The organism is Aureisphaera galaxeae, from assembly GCF_028561275.1.
Classification (GTDB): domain Bacteria; phylum Bacteroidota; class Bacteroidia; order Flavobacteriales; family Flavobacteriaceae; genus Aureisphaera; species Aureisphaera galaxeae.
This window is the reverse complement of sequence record NZ_JAQQTF010000004.1, coordinates 424,420-446,509: the sequence shown is the minus strand read 5'-3', so window position 1 is coordinate 446,509 and position 22,090 is coordinate 424,420. Positions and strand designations below refer to the sequence as shown.

Here is a 22,090-nt window from a genome sequence, read left to right as displayed (position 1 = left end):
TGCTTTTATTACCTATATAACAACCAAGCTCCCAAAACTCCTGAACTATTTTAATTTTATTCCCTTTAACTCGCTTTTCAGTTTGTTGAAAGCACTGTAAATACGGTATTCCACCACTTTTTGGGTTACTCCTAAAAGTTCGGCTATTTCGCTGTGCTTTTTTCCTTCAATCTTGTTTAAGGTAAAAGCTACACGTTGATCTTCTGTCAATTTGGAAAGTGCTGTTTCGTATTGTGCGAGGAATTCTTTTTGCCTTAGTACGTGTTCCGGATCCTCGCTTGTAAATTCCTTGGGTTTTAACTGTCTATGTCGTAGCACCACTTTTTGATGCTTTATTTCATTCAACATCATATTATTGGCTACAGTAAATAAAAAGGACTTTGCCGACTCCCAAGTCACCTTCGCACAATTCTCCCATAGTTTAATGAACGCCTCCTGTGCCTTATCGCTAGGGTTAAGCTGTTCTCCATATTTATAATATAGGAAATCGTGGACGTCTCTGGAGTACTTCTCATATACTTTAGAGAAGACGCTTTCGCGGCAAATGTCTTCGTTTAGGTTCTTAGCCAAGGGTCGTCGTGGTTGTTAGTTTTTTATGGGTGAAAGTTAGTAAATAAAAAAATCAAAAAAATTTTCAGGAGTTTTTATTATTGAGTTGTTTTAGTAGTAAATCTAGCAAAAATGACAATCTATACTCAAGCTATGAAATCAATTTTAAAAAAATCCTCCCTGCTATTTCTTTGCGCAGCATTACTATTTTCTTGTAGAAGCGAAGAAACGCAATTCGTACAAGAGGACTCCAATCAAGTACTAGGTGCCAATGCCAATGTAAAAACATTAATTCAGAACACTGTTACCAATGACGGTTCCTACGATAATATTATCGACGGAGGGAGCTGTTTCGATATTCAACTTCCAGTGACCGTAATTGCGAACGGAATTGAAGTTATTATTACTACCGAAAATGATGTGGACCAAGTAGAAGCCATTTTCGATGAGTTTCCAGACGATGTAGATACGCTGGAAATTAATTTCCCCATTACCATTATAGACGAGAATTACGATCCTACCATAATTAATAGCCAAGCCGAACTCAATGCAGCTGCTCTGCAGTGCGGACCGGACAATTCTCCCGATGACGATATCGAGTGTATCGATTTCCAATACCCCATTACTGCAAATATCTTCGACCAAAACAACGAGCAAGTAGATACTGTTGTGTTCAACAACGATGAAGAATTGTTCGATTTTGTAGATGATATTGACGAGGACCTCATTATTGTATTTCAATTCCCAATAACCGTAATCTTTTCTGACGGAAGTACACAAGCCATCAATGATTTTGAAGAACTGGAAAATGTGATTGAAGAAGCTGCCGATGACTGTGATGAAGACGATGATAACGATCCCGATGATGACGACTGCGAAGATTGTACCGTAGACGAATTAGAAGATTTCATTACAGGATGTGACGAATGGACGGTTGATAAATTGGAAAGAAATGACGAAGATCTAGAAGATCAGTATGTAGGATACGACTTCACCTTCAATGAAGATGGAACGATCACCGTAGTAAGTGGAAGCGACAGCTTCTCAGGAACATGGGAGGCCGAAGAGTCTGCTGACGAAATCATATTAGAATTGAACATTCCAAACCTACCCGACTTTAACGATGCTTGGATACTGCACGAACTAGAGGTGTATGGTGATGAGCATAAATTCGACCTTCGATTGGGCGATGATCGACTAAGGTTCGAAAGTGACTGTAACGAAGTAGGTGATGGACCTGATGATGGTGCACTGGTAGACGCCCTCACTACTGGAGACTGGTATATCACCTACTACTTCGACGATGAAGATGAAACTGCCGATTTTGCCGATTACGTATTCAATTTCGATGAAGATGGAACGGCCACTGCAGACAATGGAATCGATGTGACCGATGGTATCTGGACCACGGCCGAAGGAGACGAAACCGACCTTGAACTTGGATTGAATTTCGGCGACGGAATTCCATTGGACGAACTGGCCGAAGACTGGGATGTACTGGAAGTAACCATGGATATCATCCGCTTAAAAGATGTAAGTGGTGATGGTACAGACGATTTCCTGACCTTCGAAAGAGATCCCTTCGATGGCGGAGGTGGTGATTCGGATCTTGCCGATATCCTTTCCGATGGAATCTGGGAAGTAGCCTTGTATACAGATGATGGAAGCGATGAAACGATAGACTATGAAGGATATGATATCACTTTCGATATTGATGGAACTGTGACTGCCGATAATGGATCGAACACTAACAACGGTACTTGGGAAGCCCTTAACGCGGACAACACCTTGCTGTTAGACTTTGGAGCCGATTTCCCTTTCGATGAGTTTAACGACGACTGGGATGTACTATCGGTAAGCGATACCATGGTCGAACTACAAGATGTTAGCGGCGGTGGCGGTGGAACCGATGTATTAATACTAGAAAAACAATAAAACCTAATCTTTAATAACTATAGAAAGCCTAATCTAATTACTATGAAAACAAGATGGAGCGCCATACTATTACTAGGAATCTTTGTGGGATTGGCAACCTCATGCTCAAAAGAAGATTCTGCAGACACCAATAATCAGAATAACAATAACAGTAGCAGTGTAGACCAAGTGAAAAGCATTGCCCAAAGCGGCGACTGGCAAGTCACCTACTTCTGGGATACCGATTCTGATGAGACCAGTGATTTTAGTGGATACACCTTCCGTTTCCATAACGACGGAACGTTGACCGCCACCAGAGGAACGACCACCATGAACGGAACTTGGTCTGTCGTTGACGATGACAGCAACTCCTCAAGCGGGGATAGCGATAGTGACGATAGCACGGACGATGATGACTTCAACATTCATTTTCCAGTTCCGGACACGAACGACTTCGAAGACCTTAACGATGATTGGGACATCATTTCCATTACCAACAATAAAATCGAGCTAATTGATGTAAGTGGCGGCAATGGAGGAACCGATTACTTAACCTTCGAAAAAATTTAACCTCGACTTCTTTCTGCCCTAATACGAGAGGTTAAGTCTGACCCGCCTTGGTTCGGTGAATGCCAAGGCGGTTTTTTTAATGTTAAAGAAAACTAAAGCAGACTTCAGGGGTGTCAAATTTCAATATCTTTGAGACACAACTAAACCTTGAAAACAGTGGCTCAAAAAAAACTACGATCCCTCGTTTTACTTACACTTTTAGCGTCTTTCCAGCTATATGCCCAGCGACCTGAAAAGCTCAACGCATCCGAAATTTATCATAACCTTCAGAAACTAAATTTCGTAGGTTCTGCGCTCTATGTCGCAGCACATCCAGATGATGAAAATACGCGACTCATTTCCTATCTGTCCAATGATGTAAAAGCCCGTACCGCTTACCTCTCCCTTACCCGGGGTGATGGAGGGCAAAACTTGGTGGGGCCAGAAATTAGGGAGCTTCTTGGAGTGATACGAACCCAAGAGTTGCTACAAGCCCGAGCTACCGACGGGGGAACTCAATTGTTTACACGTGCCAACGATTTTGGCTATTCTAAACATCCCGATGAAACGCTGGCCATTTGGAACCGTAAAGAAGTAACCAGCGATGTGGTAAGAGCCATTAGAAAATGGAAGCCGGACATCATCATTAACCGTTTTAATCATAGAAATCCGGGGACTACCCATGGACATCATACGGCTTCGGCCATGTTGAGTTTTGAAACCTTCGACGTGGTTGGAGATGCGAGCCAATATCCAGAATCGGCCGAAATGTATGGCGCTTGGCAACCCAAGCGTTTGCTATTCAACACCTCCTGGTGGTTCTATGGCAGTAGGGAAAAGTTTGCCGAAGCAGACAAGACAAACCTTTTGGAAGTAGAAACAGGTAGCTATTATGCGGATTTGGGACTGTCTAACGGGGAGATCGCTTCCTTGAGCCGAAGTATGCATAAATCACAAGGATTTGGAAGTACGGGAAGACGTGGTGGTCAAATTGAATATTTAGAGTTTCTGAAAGGGGATTTCCCAAAGGACAAAACCAATGTATTTGATGGTATCGATACTTCTTGGTCTCGATTGGAAGGTGGTAAGGCCATTGGCGATATTCTCTACCAAGTGGAAAAGGACTTCGATTTCCGAAATCCAGCAGCCAGTGTTCCTCAACTTATGGAAGCCCATGAGCTCATTAAGAATTTAAAGGATACTCATTGGCGGGATATTAAAACGGCAGAGATCAAAGCACTGATCGAGCAATGTTTAGGATTGTACCTAGAAGCAGTGGCCGACCAACAAACGGTAGCCCCAAAAGGGAATGTAAAAGTGACGGTAGAAGCTATTAACCGTTCCAATGTTCCTGTGAGCCTGAATAGTGTGAGCTCTTCGGTAATTTCATTTCCAAGTCAGTTAGTAGCCACTCCCCTAACCAACAATAAGGGAGAAACCATGGAGAGTGTGGAAGGCACGTTCAATGTTGTTGAAACCAGTGCCCCATATTGGTTGCAACAGCAAGGAACGTTAGGCATGTATCGGGTGGATGAAAAGGAATTGATTGGAACTCCAGAGCAGGATTCGAATTTCCCCGTAACCTTCAATCTTACCATTGCAGGTAAGCAACTTCAGATTACGAAAAACATTATATACAAATTCAACGATCCTGTGAAGGGCGAAGTGTACCGCCCGTTCGAAGTACTTCCTCCTGTCACCTCTTCCATTCCAGAAAAAGTTTTGATTTTTTCTTCAGAAGATACCCGTGAAATTCCTGTTGAACTAAAAGCGGGAAGGGAAAATATCTCTGGTACGGTCACCCTTCAGCATCCAAAAGGATGGATTGTAGAGCCTGCGTCTCAAGGATATTCCTTAGGAAACAAGGGGGCTACACAAACACTGATTTTTAAAGTAACCCCACCCAAGGACAGAAGTGAAGGATACATTAAGCCTTTGGTTCAGATTGGGGACACCTTTCACACCAAAGAACTTATTACCATAGACTATGATCATATCCCGTATCAAAGCGTATTGATTCCTTCGCAAGCGAAAGTTGCTAGAATTCCCATCGAAAAAAGGGGAGAAAATATTGGATATATTAAGGGGGCTGGAGATGCCATTCCCGAAAGCTTAGAGCAAATTGGATATAAAGTAACCACAGTAGATCCTGCCACCATTTCTGAAGAATCCCTAGCAGGGTTCGATGCCGTTGTAGTAGGAATACGTGCCTACAATACGGTACCTGAATTGGAATTTAAACAAGACATCATTCACAATTATGTAGCGAATGGCGGAACCTTACTTATTCAATACAATACCAGTCGTAGGCTAGTGACCGATAAGTTGGCTCCCTTTCATTTAAAATTGTCCCGTGACCGTGTTACCGACGAATATTCTGAAGTTTCCATTCTGGAGCCCAAGCACCCCGCATTTAATACTCCAAATAATATTACCGAGCTCGATTTTGAAGGTTGGGTACAGGAACGTGGCTTGTATTTCCCTAACGAATGGGGTGATGAGTTTACGCCGCTGTTAGGAATGAACGATGAAGGTTATCCTGAGACCAAAGGAGCTTTATTGGTGGCAAAACACGGAAAAGGACACTATATTTACACTGGATTAAGCTTCTTCAGGGAATTACCGGCAGGTGTTTCTGGAGCGTATCGATTGTTTGCAAACCTTTTATCCCTAGGACAATAATGGAGCAAGAAAGCAAAACACCTTTGCAATGGAAGAAAAGCTACACCATAGTGCTAGTAGCCAATCTGCTCTATTTTATCCTCTTTTACCTTATTACTCAAAGCTATAACTAATATATGAGCTTCATAGATTGGATCATTTTATTGGGTACCCTTGCCTTTATCGTAGGGTTTGGTATCTACAAAACCCGGGGGAATAAAAGCGTAGCCGATTATCTAAAAGGAGGAAATCAAGCCAATTGGTGGACGATAGGGTTAAGTGTTATGGCAACCCAAGCCAGTGCGATTACTTTCCTTTCCACACCAGGGCAGGCCTTTCATAGCGGAATGGGATTCGTGCAATTCTATTTTGGACTTCCCATTGCCATGGTCATTATCTGCCTAGTGTTTATTCCGCTTTACCACAAACTCAAAGTCTTTACGGCTTATGAATATCTAGAAAGTAGATTCGATCTTAAGACACGTACACTCACAGCTATATTTTTCTTGATCCAAAGAGGATTGGCTGCAGGAATTACCATTTTTGCTCCTTCCATCATCCTTTCTGCCGTATTGGGATGGAACCTCATTTATCTTAATGTCATCATTGGTATTTTGGTGGTCGTCTATACCGTGAGCGGCGGTACCAAGGCCGTGAGCATTACACAGAAACAACAAATGGCCGTGATTTTCGGTGGAATGTTCATTGCTTTTTTACTCATTCTCAACTTACTCCCTTTAGATGTTGGGTTTGGCAATGCGGTAGAAATTGCCGGGGTAAACGATAAAATGAAGGTATTGGACTTCTCTTTCGACCTGAATAACCGTTACACCGTCTGGACAGGTCTTATTGGTGGTACGTTCCTTATGCTATCCTATTTTGGTACCGATCAGAGTCAGGTACAACGTTATCTGTCTGGAAAATCGGTACGGGAAAGCCAGATGGGAATGATCATGAACGGACTGCTTAAGGTGCCCATGCAGTTTTTCATATTGTTCATCGGGATAATGGTATTTGTGTTCTATCAGTTCAGTAGCTCACCCTTAAACTTTAACCCTGCTGCCGAAGCGGATGTACTTAACAGTGAATTTGCCGCAGAATACTTGGATTTACAGGCAGAAAAGGAAATTCTCGAGAAGGACAAGGAGACGCTACACTTACAATTTATAGATGCAAACGAAGGTGCCAAGGAAGCTCTGGCCGTGCAACTCAGGGAATTGAACACCGAAGAAGTTGCCCTTCGCGATAGAGCCAAGGAGTTGATTCGTAGCGCCAATCCACAGGCCGAAACGAACGATAAGGATTATGTATTCATTCATTTTATACTGAACAATCTTCCCATTGGCCTTATTGGCCTGCTTTTGGCTGCCATATTAAGCGCCGCCATGTCCTCTACCGCTAGTGAATTGAATGCTTTGGGATCTACTACAGCCATTGATCTCTACAAAAGAAATAGACCGGGCAGGGATGATAAGCATTATCTTAATATGAGCAAGTGGTTCACCCTACTTTGGGGAATCATAGCCATTCTCGTGGCTTGTGTGGCGAATCTGTTCGAGAACCTTATAGAGCTGGTGAATATTATCGGTTCCATTTTCTACGGAAATATCCTTGGCGTGTTCCTATTGGCCTTTTTCATAAAATTTGTGAAGAGCCAGGCTACCTTCATCGCGGCCATCATTACTCAAATAATCGTTGTGGTAATTTGGTATCTGGATAAGATTGACTTCATCAACCTACCCTATTTATGGCTCAATGCCATAGGTTGTATATTGGTTATGGGAATCGCTGCTATATTGCAAAGCTCAACGTCCCACAGTAAGCAATAATTCCGATCGGGTTTATAGATTAACTAGCTGTAATTCCTGGGACTCCCCTATTTTAAAGGAGTTTCGAGTTTTACAAAAGTCTCAAAACGTCTTTCACAAATTACGACCTGCACCAAAATTTGGGCCTTTCTCTTATTTATAAAGGGAAGGCATCTCTTCTTTTTTTTCGAAAACACCTCGCATAACTTAGAGTTGAAATTCTGAAAACCAATCAGTTAACATTAAACTTTAAGTCATGAAAAAATCATTATTCTTTCCTTTATGTATGGCATTCTTTTTTGTCTGTACACTTCATGCCCAAACATGGACCAATTACACAAGCAATGACGGTTTAATTGATGGATACATTTCTTCCATCATCCAAGATTCGGACGGAACCTTTTGGTTCGGAGACTGGGTGTTCGACACCTCTGCCGGTATTGGCTCATTCGATGGGACTAACTGGAACTCCTTCAGCACGGATGATGGCGCTGTAAGTAATGCTATCTTTTCTATGTTACAAGATTCTCAAGGCACTTACTGGTTTGGATCTATAGACGCTGGCCTTTCGAAATTTGATGGTACGGACTGGACCACCTATACCATGATCGATGGCCTCTTTGGCGATAACATTTATCACATCTTAGAAGATAAAGACAATTACCTATGGTTCTGCCATTTTGGAGGCGTGACCAAATACGATGGTAATAACAACTGGGTTTCTTTAGACCCGACCCAGGGAATGCCAGCAGCGCAATATTTCACTCAGATTCAAGATCGGGAAGGAAATTTCTGGTTTGGAGGTGTTGGTGACGTTGGTGTTGTATTTTATGATACCTCCGTTTTTACCACCATCACCACGGCCGATGGTCTCTCTTCTAATGATGTTTATGTAATCTTCCAAGATAGCAACGATAACATTTGGTTTGGCAACTACGATAATGTAGGCCTGGATAGGTACAACGGTACCTCTATATCTACCTTTACCGTTGCCGATGGTCTTTCGGGAAACAGCGTACGGGCTATCGGTGAGGACAGTATCGGAAACCTTTATTTCGGCACCAATTTTGGACTTTCTGTGTATGACGGATCTCAATGGAGCATTCTTGATACGACAGACGGCCTCATAGAAAATCATGTTCGTGCCATTATTGAAGACGACGAAGGCAATATGTGGTTTGGTACATGGGGCGGTGTTAGTAAGTACAACCCAACCTTAGGTGTTTTCGAAACCTTGGAAGAATCATTCACAATATATCCCAATCCTGCCTCCTCCATTCTAAATATTAATGCTAAGGTATCTATTACCCTAATTCAGCTCTATTCCATGGATGGAAAGGAGCTCACCTCACTAAAGGGAGATCAGTTGAATAGCATAGACCTTTCGGCCTTTCCTTCGGGAAGTTACTTGCTAAAAGTGACCAGTGTCGATAACAAGGTAGGCTTTCAACGGGTTTTGTTGCGTTAAATTTTTACTGAGCAATTAGCAACATGGACCGGCTTCCTTGGGAGTCGGTTCACCTTTTTTGCTCGTTGTTTTAGGGGGTTTCGTAATATTCGTAGGTCTCTGCATCGAAAATAGTCCCATCATCCAGAGATCGGATTTTGGTTAGGGGTAAATTCTCGTCATTATAGGTGAATTCATACTCCCAAGAGAATACACTTCCGCTAAATTGATTGGTCCTTGTAATACGGGTTACATTGTATCTCATATTTCGCCTCAGATATGGCTCGAATAAGTTCAATGCATCGCGGTCCTGCCTAAATTTCAAAAAACCAAATACGAATGGATGGAAATTGCGAAAGGCATAGTGATAGGGGTTAATCTTATCGTCGTATTCAATTTCGTATATACTCCAAAGGGGTACGCCACCTACGATATTATTTGTTTTGTATTCTCTGCATTCCACTAAGAGAAACTCATCATCATATTCAAACTCAAAGTAATTATAAGGTTCACTGCTAATGTCTAAATCTAAATACTCCAATTTCGTTAAATAGGTAAAACTTTCATCTAAAAAGGTATACCTTACAATATGGGTGCCTTCAAAAAATTGGTGCTCAATAACATTCTCGTTTACTAAAATATCCCCGGGGATTATGGCTATTCCATCCGAACTAAGAAAAGAGCTAAATGCAAATGAATTCAACTGTCCATTTTCATAACCGAAACGTCTCGTTTCGGAAAAATCCCAACCATTTGATATGTTGATAATTACACTTTCAATTAATCGATCCTCGCTGTCATATACAAAATCGTAATTGGGGCCAGACATAGGTTTTCCCGCTTCGGTTAACTCCAAAAGCCAATCTACAGGTTCTCCAACAAATACATTTACCTGAGTGTTTTTTAGAGCTGGAGGTAAGACCTCTTCCATTCCCTCCTCACTAGTATTATCACCATTATCTGTAGAACAACCCAGTGCTACCAAAAGGGTAAACAGAAAGAAATAAAAGCGTCTTGTATTTCCCATAATGTTGGTTTTAATGAATTAAATTAATAAAAATTCCACATGCCTTATGGAAATACTACTCTTGGTTCATAAAAAAAGGACGGCTTTCGCCGTCCTCAATCAACAATAACAAAATTTGAATTAAAACTTCGAACCGGTTTTAACATTGTACAAGTGAGTTTCCCCATTGCTGGAAACAAACTTAAATTTGTAGTTGCCTTGTTCGGCATCCTGAAAATCGAATACCTTCCCTAAGCTAATGTCATTCCCTAAGGTCCCCTCGAACACCAAATCACCAGTATCACTGTAAATGTATAAGGTGTAGGATGTGCTTTGGGTATTTAGGATCGAGACTTGTACCGTCTTGTTTTCTTCAACAATTGTAATGGTAGCATCCTCTCCGTTAATAACCTTAGTGTCGTTGGCATAACCAGCCATAGCGCTCATGAATGCAATAGCAACAAAAATTCTTTTAACTGTTTTCATAACGTAAGTGTTTTAATGTTACAGTGCAAAGATGCGACCGCCCTACAAATCCTACATCCACTCCAAAGGCCAGTTTATATTCTATTTTAACACAAAACTTATCTAATAAACCCTATTTTGTTAAAATACCATATATTTTGGTTAATTTTGAATCAGTTGCCTGTTACAAGGGGTGTTAATTTTGCATATATGAAAGCCCTAAAAAATCCAATATTGGAATCCATCTCCCCGGAGTATGGTAGTTCCATTAAAATCCACGATTATAAAGAGGAGTGCAATGAATTTGCACCTAAGTGGCACTTCCATCCCGAAATGGAAATCGTTTATGTTAAGGGAGGGAATGGTAAGCGGCATATTGGGAACCATATCTCCTATTACAATAATGGTGACCTCATATTTATTGGCTCCAATCTCCCACACTTTGGCTTTACAAACCGACTTACGGGGAACGAAAGTGAAGTGGTCATCCACATAAAGGAAGATTTCTTGGGGAAGGACTTCTTTGAAGCTCCCGAAATGAATGACATAAAACAGCTGTTCTTACGAAGCCAACAAGGAATTGTATTTCACTCCGAAGTAAAAGATATGTTTGGTGAAAAAATAGAAGCTTTATTAGCGCTGGATCCCTTCGACCGGATGCTCTCCTTCTTAAAGCTACTGAAAGAAATGGCAGCTACAGAACACTATACACTATTGAATGTGGAAAACATTGCGATAGAATCCAAACCCCAAGATACCCAACGGTTGGATCTTATCTACAATTTGGTACGTAACGAATTTACCAGACCCATTCCCCTAACCGAAGCGGCCGATCTCATCAATATGAGTGAGCAGGCTTTCAGTCGTTATTTCAAAAACAAAACGGGTAAGACCTTCACTCAATTCGTAAATGAGTACCGTTTGGTACATGCTTGTAAATTACTATCGGAAGGACAGTTGAGTATTACCCTTATCTGTTATGAATGTGGTTTCAACAACTTTTCGCATTTCAATAAAAAATTCAAAGAGTATACAGGAAAGAGTCCTTCGCAATACCGAAACGAATTAAAATCCATTGTAAAATAAAAAAGCCCTTCAAAAATGAAGGGCTTTTCAATGTTGTAGTAAATGATTTACTTCTCTGCCGATGCACGACCTTCCCAAACTTCTAGGGACTTGGTGTTAAGGGCAACGTAATCATCATTTCCAGCTTCCTTAGCCAATGCAAGGGATCTCTGAGCTGCTTTGATAGCGGCTTTCTTCTCTCCTGCTTTCGCATAGATTAGAGATTGCTGTCTGTGATACCAGAAAGCGGGCTTCTCGCGCATTTCGATAGCCTTCTCAATCCACATCTTAGCTTTGCCAATGTCCTTACCTGCTTCTAGGTAGTATACTGCAGCTTGATAGTAATCACGATCGGAAGGACCGTTCATTACGCTTTCAATACTGGCCGTTACCGCCTTATCTGTATGGAACTTAATCGGTACAGAAACATAGGTATTTTCCCAGATCATTCCCAAGTTGGCAGAATCGTTCTTGATATCGTCAAAACTAATTGTGAAGGTCTCAACGCTCATTGGCAAAGGGAATACTTGTGCGTTTACTTTAGCCGCTACTTTGCTGTCATCCCATTTTTGAGGAGTCCCCCAATTGTTGGCATCGCTATAGAAGATCACTTCCCAACTCTTTACGTTTGGCTTCGAAAAGATGGCGTAGGTCCCTGCCTTTACATCCTTACCACCAATCATTACATCATCGCTAAAAGTAATAGAGGTATTCTTGTTGGCACCGGTTCTCCAAAGTTTTCCGTAAGGCACCAATCCACCATAAATGGTTCTCCCTTTCATAGAAGGTCTAGAGTATTCCAGGGTAACGTCGGTGAGACCAACGGTTTGTACAATCTTCTGAGGAGTACTAGGAGCTGGGGTCTTAACTTGTGCTGAGGCTGTAAAAGCCAGTAGGCCAGCACATACGAAAAGGACTAATTTTTTCATTGTAGTGTTATTAATGGTTATATTGATTTTTCACGAAGGTACGATATGGCAAATCTTTAATAGTTAACAAAAACATAAAATAGAATTCCCACAGAATCTTACTTTTGCAGTGTGAAAACCAAACAATACATTGCCGAAGCCATTGGCACTTTTGCCCTTGTTTTTTGTGGTACAGGAGCCATAGTCATTAACGAATTTACAGGAGGAACCGTAACCCATGTAGGAATCGCCATCACCTTTGGACTCATTGTCATGGGAATGATCTATGCCTTTGGGGAAATTAGTGGTGCACACATTAACCCAGCCGTGACCATCGCATTTGCGTATGCCAAGAAATTTCCTTGGAAAGAGGTTCCCGCTTACTGCATTGCTCAGATCGTAGGAGCTTTTGCTGCCAGTGGATTATTATTGTTTTTGTTCCCTGAGAATGAATTATTGGGAAGTACGCTTCCACAAATCGATGTATTACGGGTTTTCGTTTTTGAAATAGTCCTCACTTTCTTTTTAATGTTGGTCATTATCAATGTATCTACAGGCTCCAAAGAAATTGGAGTCATGGCCGGAATTGCCATTGGAGGTGTGGTACTTTTGGAAGCTCTTTTTGCCGGTCCCATTACCGGCGCCTCGATGAATCCAGCCCGATCTTTGGCTCCTGCAGTCGTAAGTGGACACCTACAACATTTGTGGATTTATCTCCTAGCTCCGATAATCGGTGCGATTTTGGCGGTGATCAGCTGCAAATTGGTCAAAGATGACCACTGTTGTGACGATAACTGTTAAATCTCTGTAAATCTTATGTTTACCATTGATTTGAAGAAATTTCCTTCGTATATTTACGAAAAAAGGCAATGTTACGTTACTTTAAAAATATCTTCAAATTCAGAAAAAGAAAAAAGACAGGAATCAATGTTGAACTGTATCGTTTGTTCCAAATGAACAAACATGTCACCACACTTCGCAAATAGCTGTTAATTTTTGTTTAACTTTTTTGAATAAACAATAAACAAAGCGTACTTTTACAAAAGAATTGTACGTTTTGAAAATTTTTACACTCCATTCCAAACAGAATTTACCCATCTCTATGACAGAGGCTTGGGACTTCCTTTCCGATCCTAGGAACCTGAAAACCATTACACCCGACTATATGGGCTTCGAAATTCTATCGGGTGCCGATAGGCCCATGTATGCAGGCCAGATCATTCAGTATATTGTAACCCCGGTTTTGGGAATTAAGACCAAATGGGTTACTGAAATCACCCATGTTAAAGAAGGCATCTATTTTGTAGACGAACAACGCTTTGGCCCCTACTCCCTTTGGCACCACAAACATTTTCTGAAAGAGATTGATGGTGGTGTTGAGATGGAAGATATCGTCGACTACAAAATCCCCTTCGGAATTATTGGCCGTTGGATGCACCCTATATTGGTTCGCCCAAAACTGAAGGAGATTTTCGAATACAGAACAAACAAGCTCATTGAGCTATTTGGTGAAATGAAATAATGGCCACTGCAATAAACATCTTTTGGTTCCGTCGGGATCTAAGGCTCGATGACAATCTCGGCTTCTATAACGCTTTACGCGGGAAAAATCCAGTGCTCCCCATTTTCATTTTCGATACGGAAATCTTGGAATCCCTTCCCAAAGACGATGCTCGCGTTACTTTTATCCATGACATCCTAACGGATATGAATGCGCAACTAAAGGAACAAGGAAGTGGTCTCGCCATATATTATGGTACGCCGTTAGAAGTCTTTGCACAGCTTTCGGAACGTTTCGACATTGGACATGTCATCACCAATCATGATTATGAACCCTATGCCGAAGAACGGGATCAGCGTATTGCAAATTACTTAAAGGAAAAGGGCATCGGTTTTCACACTTACCAGGATCAAGTGATTTTTGAAAAGGATCAAATCGTAAAGGACAATGGAGATCCTTACGTGGTGTACACACCCTACATGAAAAAATGGAAATACCAATTCCGGAACCATTATACCCTGAAGCACTACGAGCCTGCTCCCTTATTTGATAACCTTTGGACGCCTTCCGACCTTCCATTTCTCTCTTTGGAAGAAATAGGGTTTAGGAGATCTTCCATATCAGTTCCTCCTGCCATCACCTCCCCTAGCCTCATCCAACAGTACGAAGCACGTCGTAACTTTCCGGCTGTAGACGGTACCTCCAGATTGGGGCCGCATCTGCGGTTTGGCACCGTGAGCGTTCGGAAAATGGTCGCCAAGGCCATTGCCGAAAAAAATGAAATCTTCTGGCAGGAACTTATCTGGCGCGAATTCTTCATGCAAATCCTGTGGCATTTTCCACATACAGTACACAAAGCTTTTAAGCCAGCCTATGATAGGATAGCGTGGAATAACGATCCGGAAGATTTCGAAAAGTGGAAAAAGGGTGAAACTGGATATTCTTTGGTGGATGCTGGAATGCGAGAACTGAATAGCACTGGGTATATGCATAATAGGGTACGTATGTTGGTAGCGAGCTTTTTGTGCAAGCATTTGCTTATCGATTGGCGATGGGGCGAAGCGTATTTTGCCGAAAAATTATTGGACTACGAAATGGCCAGTAATGTTGGTAATTGGCAATGGGCAGCAGGTAGTGGTGTAGACGCGGCTCCCTACTTCCGAATTTTTAATCCCATGACCCAGGCCGAAAAATTCGATAAGGAACAGAAGTACATCCGAAAATGGGTGAAAGAATTCGGAACCAACGATTATCCAACACCCATGGTCGATCATAAATGGGCCCGAGAACGCTGTCTATCAACCTATAAGGAAGCGTTGAACTGATTTTGTGCGATTTTTCCGAAAAAGTGCGTTTTATCGATAATTTACATACATTTATCGATGTTTTTATAGTATATTTACACAAAGCCCCTAATCTAATACTCATGAGCAACGAAGAAAACACCTTTCGCAATCGTGACATACTAGTAACCTACGAACCAAAAAAATGTATACATGCTGGATCCTGTTGCGCAGGTCTTTCAGAAGTCTTTAGAACCTCTGTGATTCCTTGGATCGATTTGGAAGGTGCCCCCTCAGAAAAAATCATTGAACAAATCCACAAGTGCCCATCTGGAGCGCTTAGTTACCAACGAATTGGCGAATTGGAAACCGTTAAGTAACATTTAACAGAAGTTACGCATTACAAGCACAATTTTTCTCCCTTTTTGTGGTTACTTTTGTCGTAACAAACCACCCTTACATCTATGAAATTCTATACACAATTATTACGTATTGCATTGTGCCTTTGCTTTGTCCCCACATTAGCACAGGAAGCACAGAACACGCTAGCAGATCAATTTACCGATGTCTTCGATAAATCGAACCGTTATGAAGATTATAAGGTCATTAAGATCTTCAAACTAAACAACCTTAGAAAAAGCGTTAACGACAGTATCGCCCTTATCGAGAAAAACCTTTCGGACGCGCAAGGGACCATCGATCAGCAAGCGGGTGAGATAAGTACGCTTACGGCAAATGTCACCAACCTTCAAACCGAATTGGCTACTTCTAAAAGCAAGGAAGATGGAATTCAGTTCTTTGGTTCCCTCATGAAAAAATCGACCTATAAGACCATTATGTGGTCGGTTATTGGGTTCTTACTATTACTGGCATTATTTTTCTTCACCCGATTCAGGAATAGTAACGCCATTACCAAGGTGTCCAATTTGAGACTTTCTGAAATAGAAGCGGAATTCGAAGCACACAGACAGCGTACCCTAGAGCGGGAACAGCAACTAAGAAGAAAACTTCAAGACGAAATCAACAAAAACAAAAAGGCGCCGTAAAGCGCCTTTTTTATTTCTCTGTAATTCCTTTTCAGATTAATCGATACGGGTAATCTTTGCCCCTATAGCTCTTAGGCGCTCGTCTATATTCTCGTACCCACGATCGATCTGTTCTATATTGTGAATGGTACTGGTTCCTTTGGCGGATAAAGCAGCAATCAATAACGAAATACCTGCACGGATATCCGGAGACACCATGGTAGTCGCTTTTAATTGCGATTCGAAATTGTGCCCCATCACCGTAGCCCTATGCGGATCGCAAAGGATGATTCGAGCACCCATGTCGATCAATTTATCCACAAAGAACAAACGACTTTCGAACATTTTTTGGTGGATGAGCACATTCCCTTTGGCTTGTGTACAAACAACCAGTACGATGCTTAAAAGGTCTGGGGTGAACCCAGGCCAAGGGGCATCGGCTACCGTTAAGGTAGAGCCGTCTATATACCCTTGAATTTCGTAACTATCTTGAGCAGGGATGTAGATATCATCCCCTTTCTTCTCTAATGCGATTCCCAGTTTACGGAAGGTATCAGGTATTAATCCCAAATTTTCCCAACTCACATTCTTGATGGTGATTTCACTTCGGGTCATGGCAGCAAGTCCAATCCAACTTCCAATTTCAATCATATCGGGGAGAACACGGTGATTACAACCGCCCAAACTTTCTACCCCTTCAATGGTCAATAAGTTAGACCCTACTCCAGATATCTTGGCTCCCATGGAGTTCAGCATTTTACACAATTGCTGAAGGTAAGGCTCACAAGCTGCATTATAAATGGTTGTAGTTCCCTTGGCTAATACGGCAGCCATTACAATATTGGCTGTTCCAGTTACCGAGGCTTGATCCAAAAGCATGTAGGTACCCGCTAGTCCATCGGGAGCATCTACACCATAAAAGCGCTCTTCCTTATTATAACGGAAGGTTGCCCCCAGTTTTATAAACCCTTCAAAATGGGTATCGAGACGTCTACGACCAATCTTATCACCTCCGGGTCGAGGTATGTATCCTTTTCCAAAACGCGCTAATAAGGGCCCAACAATCATAATGGAACCTCGTAACGAACTACCTTCCTGTTTAAACAGTTCGGATTCTAGATAACCTAGATTGATATCGTCACTCTTGAAAGCATATTTTCCTTTGCCTAGTTTTTGAATTTTTACCCCAAGATTACCCAATATGGTAATGAGTTTGTTCACATCCCGTATGTCCGGAATGTTTTCAATAACAACTTCATCTGGAGTTAATAAAACAGCACAAAGAATTTGTAGGGCTTCGTTTTTGGCCCCCTGGGGATGGATTTCACCTTTTAGGGAATGTCCACCTTCAATTTGAAATGTTCCCATATGTTATGTAGCGCAGATTAGGTTTAGAAGCGTTTGCGGCCTCTGTTTTTGTTTTTCCCTTTGTTGCTTGGTTTGTTGAAGCGTTTCTTGTTTTTCAACAACTGAAGTGAATCCGAAAGATCCTCTTCGCTTCCGTGCAAGTTGATCTTCCCATCCGATAATTCAACCAGATGCTCAAAGATCACACTATCTTCAACGGTGTCCTTGTTCCAATTAAGGAAGCATTTCTTCATATGGTTAGCAATGGTCATTACCAAAGCATCCTTTAAATCCCCATCTTCCCAACCATTGGCTACATCGATCATCCTTTTAATATTGTTACCATAGAAACGGTATTTAGGATGGTTTTGAGGATAGTTTAAAGGTTCCGGGCGTTCGGCCAATTCCTCTCGGGAAGGTTTTGGATATGGGGAGTCCACATCCAATTTAAAATCGGAAATAATGAACAATTGATCCCACAGCTTGTGCTGAAAATCGGGAACATCGCGTAAGTGTGGGTTAAGATTCCCCATGACCGCAATGATACTCTTGGCACATTTGTTTCTGGCCTCTTTATCTTCCATGGAAATGGCATGATCTACCATTTTTTGGATGTGACGTCCATATTCAGGAATAATTAAATGCGGACGTTCTGTATTGTATTCTAAATTTTCAACCAAAATGAAATAAGTTTAAAAGGAAGTGTCTTCGTTGAAGTATAACGATTGCAAAATACTAAAATTATAAGGAAATGACACCTTCTACCTTGGAAACTTCCAAATATTTTTCGATCACCGCATCTGGTGATTCCATGGTCACTTTAATGGAAACACTCGTGTAAGTCCCCTTGGAAGAATCCCTCGTACTTATTTCTGCATTCGTACCGTTAAAAACCGCCTCTATTTCGGCAATCTTCTCAATACTGGCAGGCACAATAAACTTAAACATATAGGGAGAAGGCCATTCGGTATCCAATTGTAGTTGCTCCCGTAACCGATCGTAAAATTCTGTTGATTTTTCGTTGCTTTTCATAGCCAAATATCCTAAAAAACGATTGCAAAGATACACTTTTAAGTATCAATAAATTGTTCCGATATTTGTACGATTAATACACTGGATAGATTGAATACAAAAAGAATCGTAATTACAGGAGGACCTGCCACTGGAAAAACATCCTTGATCGATGCATTGGTAGCTATGGGATATGAATGTTATCCTGAAATCATCAGGGAATTTACCGCAGAGGAGGTAGAAAACAAATCGGAAGAAGACATACAATCCAACCCCATCGTTTTTGCCGATGACTCCTTATTGTTCAATAAAAAATTATTACACGGTCGCCAACAACAATTCGAAGCTTCCCTTGCTTCCAATGGCAATTATATATTCTTCGATCGCGGGGTGGGCGATGTATTGGCCTATATGGACTTTTTCGATCAGGAGTACAGCACACACTTTACCGATATCTGTAAAGAAGTAGCCTACGATGCCGTCTTCATCCTTCCGCCATGGAAGGAGATTTTCGGGGTAGATGAAGGACGTTTCGAGGATTTTGAAGAAGCTATAAAATTGTATGATCACTTGAGAGAATCCTATTCCCATTTTGGTCACGATCCCATCACCGTTCCCAAGGATACCGTACCAAACAGAATCGAATTCATACTTTCCCAACTTTAGGTCCTATTTTGAAAGAGCCGATAGACATATTACGAAAGTACTGGAGGCACGACACCTTCCGACCGCAGCAGGAAGCTATTATACATAACATTCTTAGGGGCAAGGATACTGTGGCGCTCTTACCGACAGGTGGAGGAAAATCGATTTGCTTTCAGATCCCTTCCCTACTTTTGGAAGGAATCTGTATTGTGATTTCCCCTCTGGTTGCCCTTATGGCCGATCAGGTGAAAAGCTTAAACGAGAAAGGTATTAAGGCACTGCAAATTCCTGGCGGCATTCCTTTCTCCGAGCTCTCTACCCTACTAGACAATGCTTGCTATGGAGATTACAAGTTCCTGTACCTCTCTCCAGAGCGATTACAACAGGAAGTGGTACAGAACGCCTTACAACGCATGACAGTAAATCTCGTGGCCGTGGATGAAGCGCATTGTATCTCACAATGGGGAAATGATTTCCGTCCTGCCTACCACAACATTAAGGTCATACGGGAAATTCACCCTAAGGTTCCTTTTGCGGCCTTGACGGCTACCGCTACCCAGAAGGTACTTGAGGATACTATGGTTCAACTCCAATTGGAAGAGCCCAAGGTTTTTAGGAATTCGTTTGTTCGTGAGAACCTTTCCTTTCACGTTTGGTCCGTGGCCGATAAGGAATATAGAATCCAGCAATTGCTGGAGGGACAAGAGGAATCGTCGATTATTTATGTGCGGAGTCGATCCCTTTCCGAAAAAATGGCAGCCCGCTTGCATCATTTGGGCATTCCCAGCACCTTTTTCCACGGAGGCCTTTCTACCGAAGAAAAAAACAAGCGTTTGGCCTCTTGGAAAAGAGGAACCGTTTCTACCATGGTGGCGACCAACGCCTTCGGTATGGGTATAGATCACGGTGCCGTAAGGCATGTTATTCATGTACAGTTACCCGAAAGCCTGGAAAGTTATTTTCAAGAAGCCGGTAGAGCCGGAAGGGATGGAAACCCTTCACAAGCAATCCTGCTTTATACCGAAGAAGACAAAGGCCTTGCCAAAAGACAATTCGTGGACTCCCAACCTACTTTTGAAGACGTAAAGAAGTTATATAGAACGCTGAATAACTACTTTCAGATCCCATACGGGGAAGGCGGTTTTTCGGTGCATGAATTCAATTTCACACAATTTTGCCATACCTATAAATTACATCCCACTACTACCTTTCATGGCATGAACCTACTGGATCGATTGGGGATACTGCGATTACAGAAGGAATTTGGTCGTAAGTCCATTGTCAAATTCCTGGTTTCTTCGGAAGTGCTTTTGAATGAATTCGAAAACCAGGTGTCCTTTGCCATTGTTGGTAAAACCATCTTGCGGATGTACGGAGGGGTATTCAACACCCCTACTCCCCTGAACATAAATTTGGTAGCCAAAAAGCTGTCCATGCCCAAGGCGAATGTGATTGCTGTGCTTCAGGAAATGGCGGAAAAGGATCTTCTGGAACTTCAACTTTTTGAAACGGACGCGTCCATTACATTTTTGGTCCCAAGGGAAGATGACAGAACCCTGAATCCTTTAAAAAAGGAAATCGAGGCGCAGAAAGACCGCAAAGCCAGTCAATTGGAAACTGTGTTGAAATATGTGGAAAATAACAGCGAATGCCTTCAGTTGCAAATGACTGCGTATTTCGGAGAAGTAGCTAGCGAACCTTGTGGTCATTGTTCGGTTTGCCTAGAGAATACCACCAAGAATTCCGATTCCCTAGCGTACATCGCTTCCGAGATTTTAGCACTTATAAAAGAAACCCCGCACGATTCTAGAAGCCTGATTAAAAACCTTAATTTTGCCGAGAAGGACATATTGGAAACCCTATCTATGTTATTGGATGCAGGGAAAATTCAATTGAATGCAGTCAGCCAATATTTCTGCAAATAAAAATTACTTAAAATATACCATCTTTGAGAGCACTTCGAATCGTATTTATGGGGACTCCCCATTTTGCCGTGGGCGTTTTACAAACCATTATTGAAAACGGACATAAGGTCGTAGGCATTATCACTGCTCCCGATAAGCCTGCGGGCCGTGGACGTAAATTGCGGCAATCTGCAGTAAAGGAATATGCCCTATCGCAAGGACTTCCTGTATTACAGCCCACCAACCTAAAGGCACCGGAGTTTTTGGATGAATTGAAAGCTTTGGAGGCCAATCTTCAAGTGGTGGTTGCTTTTCGCATGCTTCCAAAAGTGGTTTGGGACCTTCCAGAGTTTGGAACGTTCAACCTACATGCATCCCTCCTTCCAGAATACCGAGGAGCTGCTCCCATTAATTGGGCGGTGATCAACGCGGAGCAAGAAACCGGGGTTACCACTTTCTTTATCGATGAGAAAATAGATACGGGAGCAATCATTGCTTCGGAAAAAGTAGCCATAGATCCTAGGGAAACAGCGGGCAGTCTTCATGATAAACTCATGGAAACTGGAAGCCAACTTGTAGTGCATACTTTGGATATGATTGCCAATGATAAGGCGACTCCGCAACCACAGGATAAAAACTTGGAATTTAAAGAGGCACCCAAGCTCACTTCCGAAAATACTCAAATCGATTGGTCACTTTCGTTAGAAAGCATTGATGCCTTTATAAGGGGATTATCTCCATACCCATCGGCATGGGCTGTCCTTATTAATAAGGATAAGGAAATGAAGGTTAAGATCTATGGATCTGAAATAGAACCCGAATCGCATTCGCATACGCTAGGAAGTATATTTACGGAAAAAAGGAAATTAAAAGTTGCCGTTGAGGGCGGCTACCTCCATATCACCGAAATGCAAATTCCTGGGAAGCGTAAAATGGACATCGGTGACCTTTTAAATGGTTTTGAAGTAGAAAAAGGGGCATATTTCTCGTGAGGCCTTGTTA

General features: G+C 41.9%; 21 protein-coding genes. 14 read left to right on the top strand and 7 right to left on the bottom strand.

Features of this window, described 5'->3' with window-relative positions; translation table 11 throughout:
* Positions 1 to 45 precede the first annotated feature (45 nt).
* Entirely contained in the window at positions 46 to 570 is a 525-nt protein-coding gene (locus tag POV27_RS07095) for an RNA polymerase sigma factor (RefSeq protein WP_272862050.1), read from the bottom strand.
* Between the two features lie 132 nt (positions 571 to 702).
* On the opposite strand from POV27_RS07095, the gene POV27_RS07090 reads away from it, so the two are divergent.
* The 5 genes from POV27_RS07090 (at position 703) to POV27_RS07070 (ending at position 8,949) form a co-directional block, all read left to right on the top strand.
* Positions 703 to 2,484 (top strand): hypothetical protein, encoded by a 1,782-nt coding sequence (locus tag POV27_RS07090; protein ID WP_272862049.1) that lies wholly within the window; start codon positions 703 to 705, stop codon positions 2,482 to 2,484.
* A gap of 42 nt (positions 2,485 to 2,526) precedes the next feature.
* On the top strand, positions 2,527 to 3,033 hold the full coding sequence (locus POV27_RS07085; protein WP_272862048.1) for a hypothetical protein: 507 nt from the start codon (positions 2,527 to 2,529) through the stop codon (positions 3,031 to 3,033).
* A gap of 156 nt (positions 3,034 to 3,189) precedes the next feature.
* Positions 3,190 to 5,694 (top strand): PIG-L family deacetylase, encoded by a 2,505-nt coding sequence (locus POV27_RS07080; RefSeq protein ID WP_272862047.1) that lies wholly within the window; start codon positions 3,190 to 3,192, stop codon positions 5,692 to 5,694.
* A gap of 116 nt (positions 5,695 to 5,810) precedes the next feature.
* Entirely contained in the window at positions 5,811 to 7,502 is a 1,692-nt protein-coding gene (locus POV27_RS07075; RefSeq protein WP_272862046.1) for a sodium:solute symporter family protein, read from the top strand.
* A gap of 235 nt (positions 7,503 to 7,737) precedes the next feature.
* Complete coding sequence (locus tag POV27_RS07070) at positions 7,738 to 8,949, top strand: Periplasmic ligand-binding sensor domain-containing protein (RefSeq protein ID WP_272862045.1); 1,212 nt, start codon at positions 7,738 to 7,740, stop codon at positions 8,947 to 8,949.
* Between the two features lie 70 nt (positions 8,950 to 9,019).
* Here the strand turns inward: POV27_RS07070 and POV27_RS07065 are convergent, their stop codons facing one another.
* Together POV27_RS07065 and POV27_RS07060 are read right to left on the bottom strand one after the other, a co-directional pair.
* Positions 9,020 to 9,955 (bottom strand): hypothetical protein, encoded by a 936-nt coding sequence (locus tag POV27_RS07065; protein ID WP_272862044.1) that lies wholly within the window; start codon positions 9,953 to 9,955, stop codon positions 9,020 to 9,022.
* A 120-nt stretch (positions 9,956 to 10,075) separates the two neighbouring features.
* Positions 10,076 to 10,420: a hypothetical protein gene (locus POV27_RS07060; RefSeq protein ID WP_272862043.1), complete on the bottom strand. Its 345-nt coding sequence runs from the start codon at positions 10,418 to 10,420 to the stop codon at positions 10,076 to 10,078.
* Between the two features lie 189 nt (positions 10,421 to 10,609).
* Between POV27_RS07060 and POV27_RS07055 the strand changes: the two genes are divergently transcribed.
* Positions 10,610 to 11,485, top strand: coding sequence for a helix-turn-helix domain-containing protein (locus tag POV27_RS07055; RefSeq protein ID WP_272862042.1), 876 nt, complete (start codon positions 10,610 to 10,612; stop codon positions 11,483 to 11,485).
* Between the two features lie 47 nt (positions 11,486 to 11,532).
* On the opposite strand, the gene POV27_RS07050 is transcribed toward POV27_RS07055, so the two are convergent.
* Complete coding sequence (locus POV27_RS07050) at positions 11,533 to 12,393, bottom strand: DUF2911 domain-containing protein (protein ID WP_272862041.1); 861 nt, start codon at positions 12,391 to 12,393, stop codon at positions 11,533 to 11,535.
* Positions 12,394 to 12,504: 111 nt separating this feature from the next.
* Here POV27_RS07050 and POV27_RS07045 point away from each other — a divergent pair, with 111 nt between their 5' ends.
* The 5 genes from POV27_RS07045 to POV27_RS07025 all read left to right on the top strand — a co-directional run bounded on the left by POV27_RS07045 (position 12,505) and on the right by POV27_RS07025 (position 16,202).
* Complete coding sequence (locus POV27_RS07045; protein WP_272862040.1) at positions 12,505 to 13,173, top strand: MIP/aquaporin family protein; 669 nt, start codon at positions 12,505 to 12,507, stop codon at positions 13,171 to 13,173.
* Between the two features lie 256 nt (positions 13,174 to 13,429).
* Positions 13,430 to 13,894, top strand: coding sequence for an SRPBCC family protein (locus tag POV27_RS07040; protein ID WP_272862039.1), 465 nt, complete (start codon positions 13,430 to 13,432; stop codon positions 13,892 to 13,894).
* Positions 13,894 to 15,198 (top strand): cryptochrome/photolyase family protein, encoded by a 1,305-nt coding sequence (locus tag POV27_RS07035; protein ID WP_272862038.1) that lies wholly within the window; start codon positions 13,894 to 13,896, stop codon positions 15,196 to 15,198. Before POV27_RS07040 ends, POV27_RS07035 begins: the two co-directional genes overlap by 1 nt.
* A 101-nt stretch (positions 15,199 to 15,299) precedes the next feature.
* Positions 15,300 to 15,536 carry a (4Fe-4S)-binding protein gene (locus POV27_RS07030; protein WP_272862037.1) on the top strand — a complete coding sequence of 79 codons (237 nt, stop codon included), beginning with the start codon at positions 15,300 to 15,302 and terminating at the stop codon, positions 15,534 to 15,536.
* Between the two features lie 84 nt (positions 15,537 to 15,620).
* On the top strand, positions 15,621 to 16,202 hold the full coding sequence (locus tag POV27_RS07025; protein ID WP_272862036.1) for a tRNA (guanine-N1)-methyltransferase: 582 nt from the start codon (positions 15,621 to 15,623) through the stop codon (positions 16,200 to 16,202).
* 36 nt (positions 16,203 to 16,238) lie between these two features.
* Here the strand turns inward: POV27_RS07025 and murA are convergent, their stop codons facing one another.
* The 3 genes from murA to POV27_RS07010 all read right to left on the bottom strand — a co-directional run bounded on the left by murA (position 16,239) and on the right by POV27_RS07010 (position 18,560).
* Entirely contained in the window at positions 16,239 to 17,549 is a 1,311-nt protein-coding gene (murA, locus tag POV27_RS07020) for a UDP-N-acetylglucosamine 1-carboxyvinyltransferase (protein WP_272862035.1), read from the bottom strand.
* 23 nt (positions 17,550 to 17,572) lie between these two features.
* The gene (locus POV27_RS07015; RefSeq protein WP_272862034.1) at positions 17,573 to 18,208 is read right to left on the bottom strand and encodes a DUF4290 domain-containing protein; all 636 of its coding nucleotides are present in this window, start codon (positions 18,206 to 18,208) and stop codon (positions 17,573 to 17,575) included.
* A 61-nt stretch (positions 18,209 to 18,269) separates the two neighbouring features.
* Positions 18,270 to 18,560 carry a DUF493 family protein gene (locus POV27_RS07010; protein ID WP_272862033.1) on the bottom strand — a complete coding sequence of 97 codons (291 nt, stop codon included), beginning with the start codon at positions 18,558 to 18,560 and terminating at the stop codon, positions 18,270 to 18,272.
* A 90-nt stretch (positions 18,561 to 18,650) separates the two neighbouring features.
* Between POV27_RS07010 and POV27_RS07005 the strand changes: the two genes are divergently transcribed.
* The 3 genes from POV27_RS07005 to fmt are packed head-to-tail and all read left to right on the top strand — an operon-like array spanning position 18,651 to position 22,080.
* Positions 18,651 to 19,205: an AAA family ATPase gene (locus tag POV27_RS07005; RefSeq protein WP_272862032.1), complete on the top strand. Its 555-nt coding sequence runs from the start codon at positions 18,651 to 18,653 to the stop codon at positions 19,203 to 19,205.
* 8 nt (positions 19,206 to 19,213) lie between these two features.
* Positions 19,214 to 21,109 (top strand): RecQ family ATP-dependent DNA helicase, encoded by a 1,896-nt coding sequence (locus tag POV27_RS07000; RefSeq protein ID WP_272862031.1) that lies wholly within the window; start codon positions 19,214 to 19,216, stop codon positions 21,107 to 21,109.
* A gap of 23 nt (positions 21,110 to 21,132) precedes the next feature.
* Complete coding sequence (gene fmt, locus POV27_RS06995; RefSeq protein WP_272862030.1) at positions 21,133 to 22,080, top strand: methionyl-tRNA formyltransferase; 948 nt, start codon at positions 21,133 to 21,135, stop codon at positions 22,078 to 22,080.
* Positions 22,081 to 22,090 lie beyond the last annotated feature (10 nt).

Coding starts and splice junctions, on each gene's coding strand:
- POV27_RS07085 (WP_272862048.1), top strand. CDS start 2,527: ATGAAAACAAGATGGAGCGCCATACTATTACTAGGAATCTTTGTGGGA.
- POV27_RS07035 (WP_272862038.1), top strand. CDS start 13,894: ATGGCCACTGCAATAAACATCTTTTGGTTCCGTCGGGATCTAAGGCTC.
- POV27_RS07025 (WP_272862036.1), top strand. CDS start 15,621: ATGAAATTCTATACACAATTATTACGTATTGCATTGTGCCTTTGCTTT.
- POV27_RS07070 (WP_272862045.1), top strand. CDS start 7,738: ATGAAAAAATCATTATTCTTTCCTTTATGTATGGCATTCTTTTTTGTC.
- POV27_RS07075 (WP_272862046.1), top strand. CDS start 5,811: ATGAGCTTCATAGATTGGATCATTTTATTGGGTACCCTTGCCTTTATC.
- POV27_RS07010 (WP_272862033.1), bottom strand. CDS start 18,560: ATGAAAAGCAACGAAAAATCAACAGAATTTTACGATCGGTTACGGGAG.
- POV27_RS07030 (WP_272862037.1), top strand. CDS start 15,300: ATGAGCAACGAAGAAAACACCTTTCGCAATCGTGACATACTAGTAACC.
- POV27_RS07065 (WP_272862044.1), bottom strand. CDS start 9,955: ATGGGAAATACAAGACGCTTTTATTTCTTTCTGTTTACCCTTTTGGTA.
- POV27_RS07090 (WP_272862049.1), top strand. CDS start 703: ATGAAATCAATTTTAAAAAAATCCTCCCTGCTATTTCTTTGCGCAGCA.
- murA (WP_272862035.1), bottom strand. CDS start 17,549: ATGGGAACATTTCAAATTGAAGGTGGACATTCCCTAAAAGGTGAAATC.
- POV27_RS07050 (WP_272862041.1), bottom strand. CDS start 12,393: ATGAAAAAATTAGTCCTTTTCGTATGTGCTGGCCTACTGGCTTTTACA.
- POV27_RS07060 (WP_272862043.1), bottom strand. CDS start 10,420: ATGAAAACAGTTAAAAGAATTTTTGTTGCTATTGCATTCATGAGCGCT.
- POV27_RS07055 (WP_272862042.1), top strand. CDS start 10,610: ATGAAAGCCCTAAAAAATCCAATATTGGAATCCATCTCCCCGGAGTAT.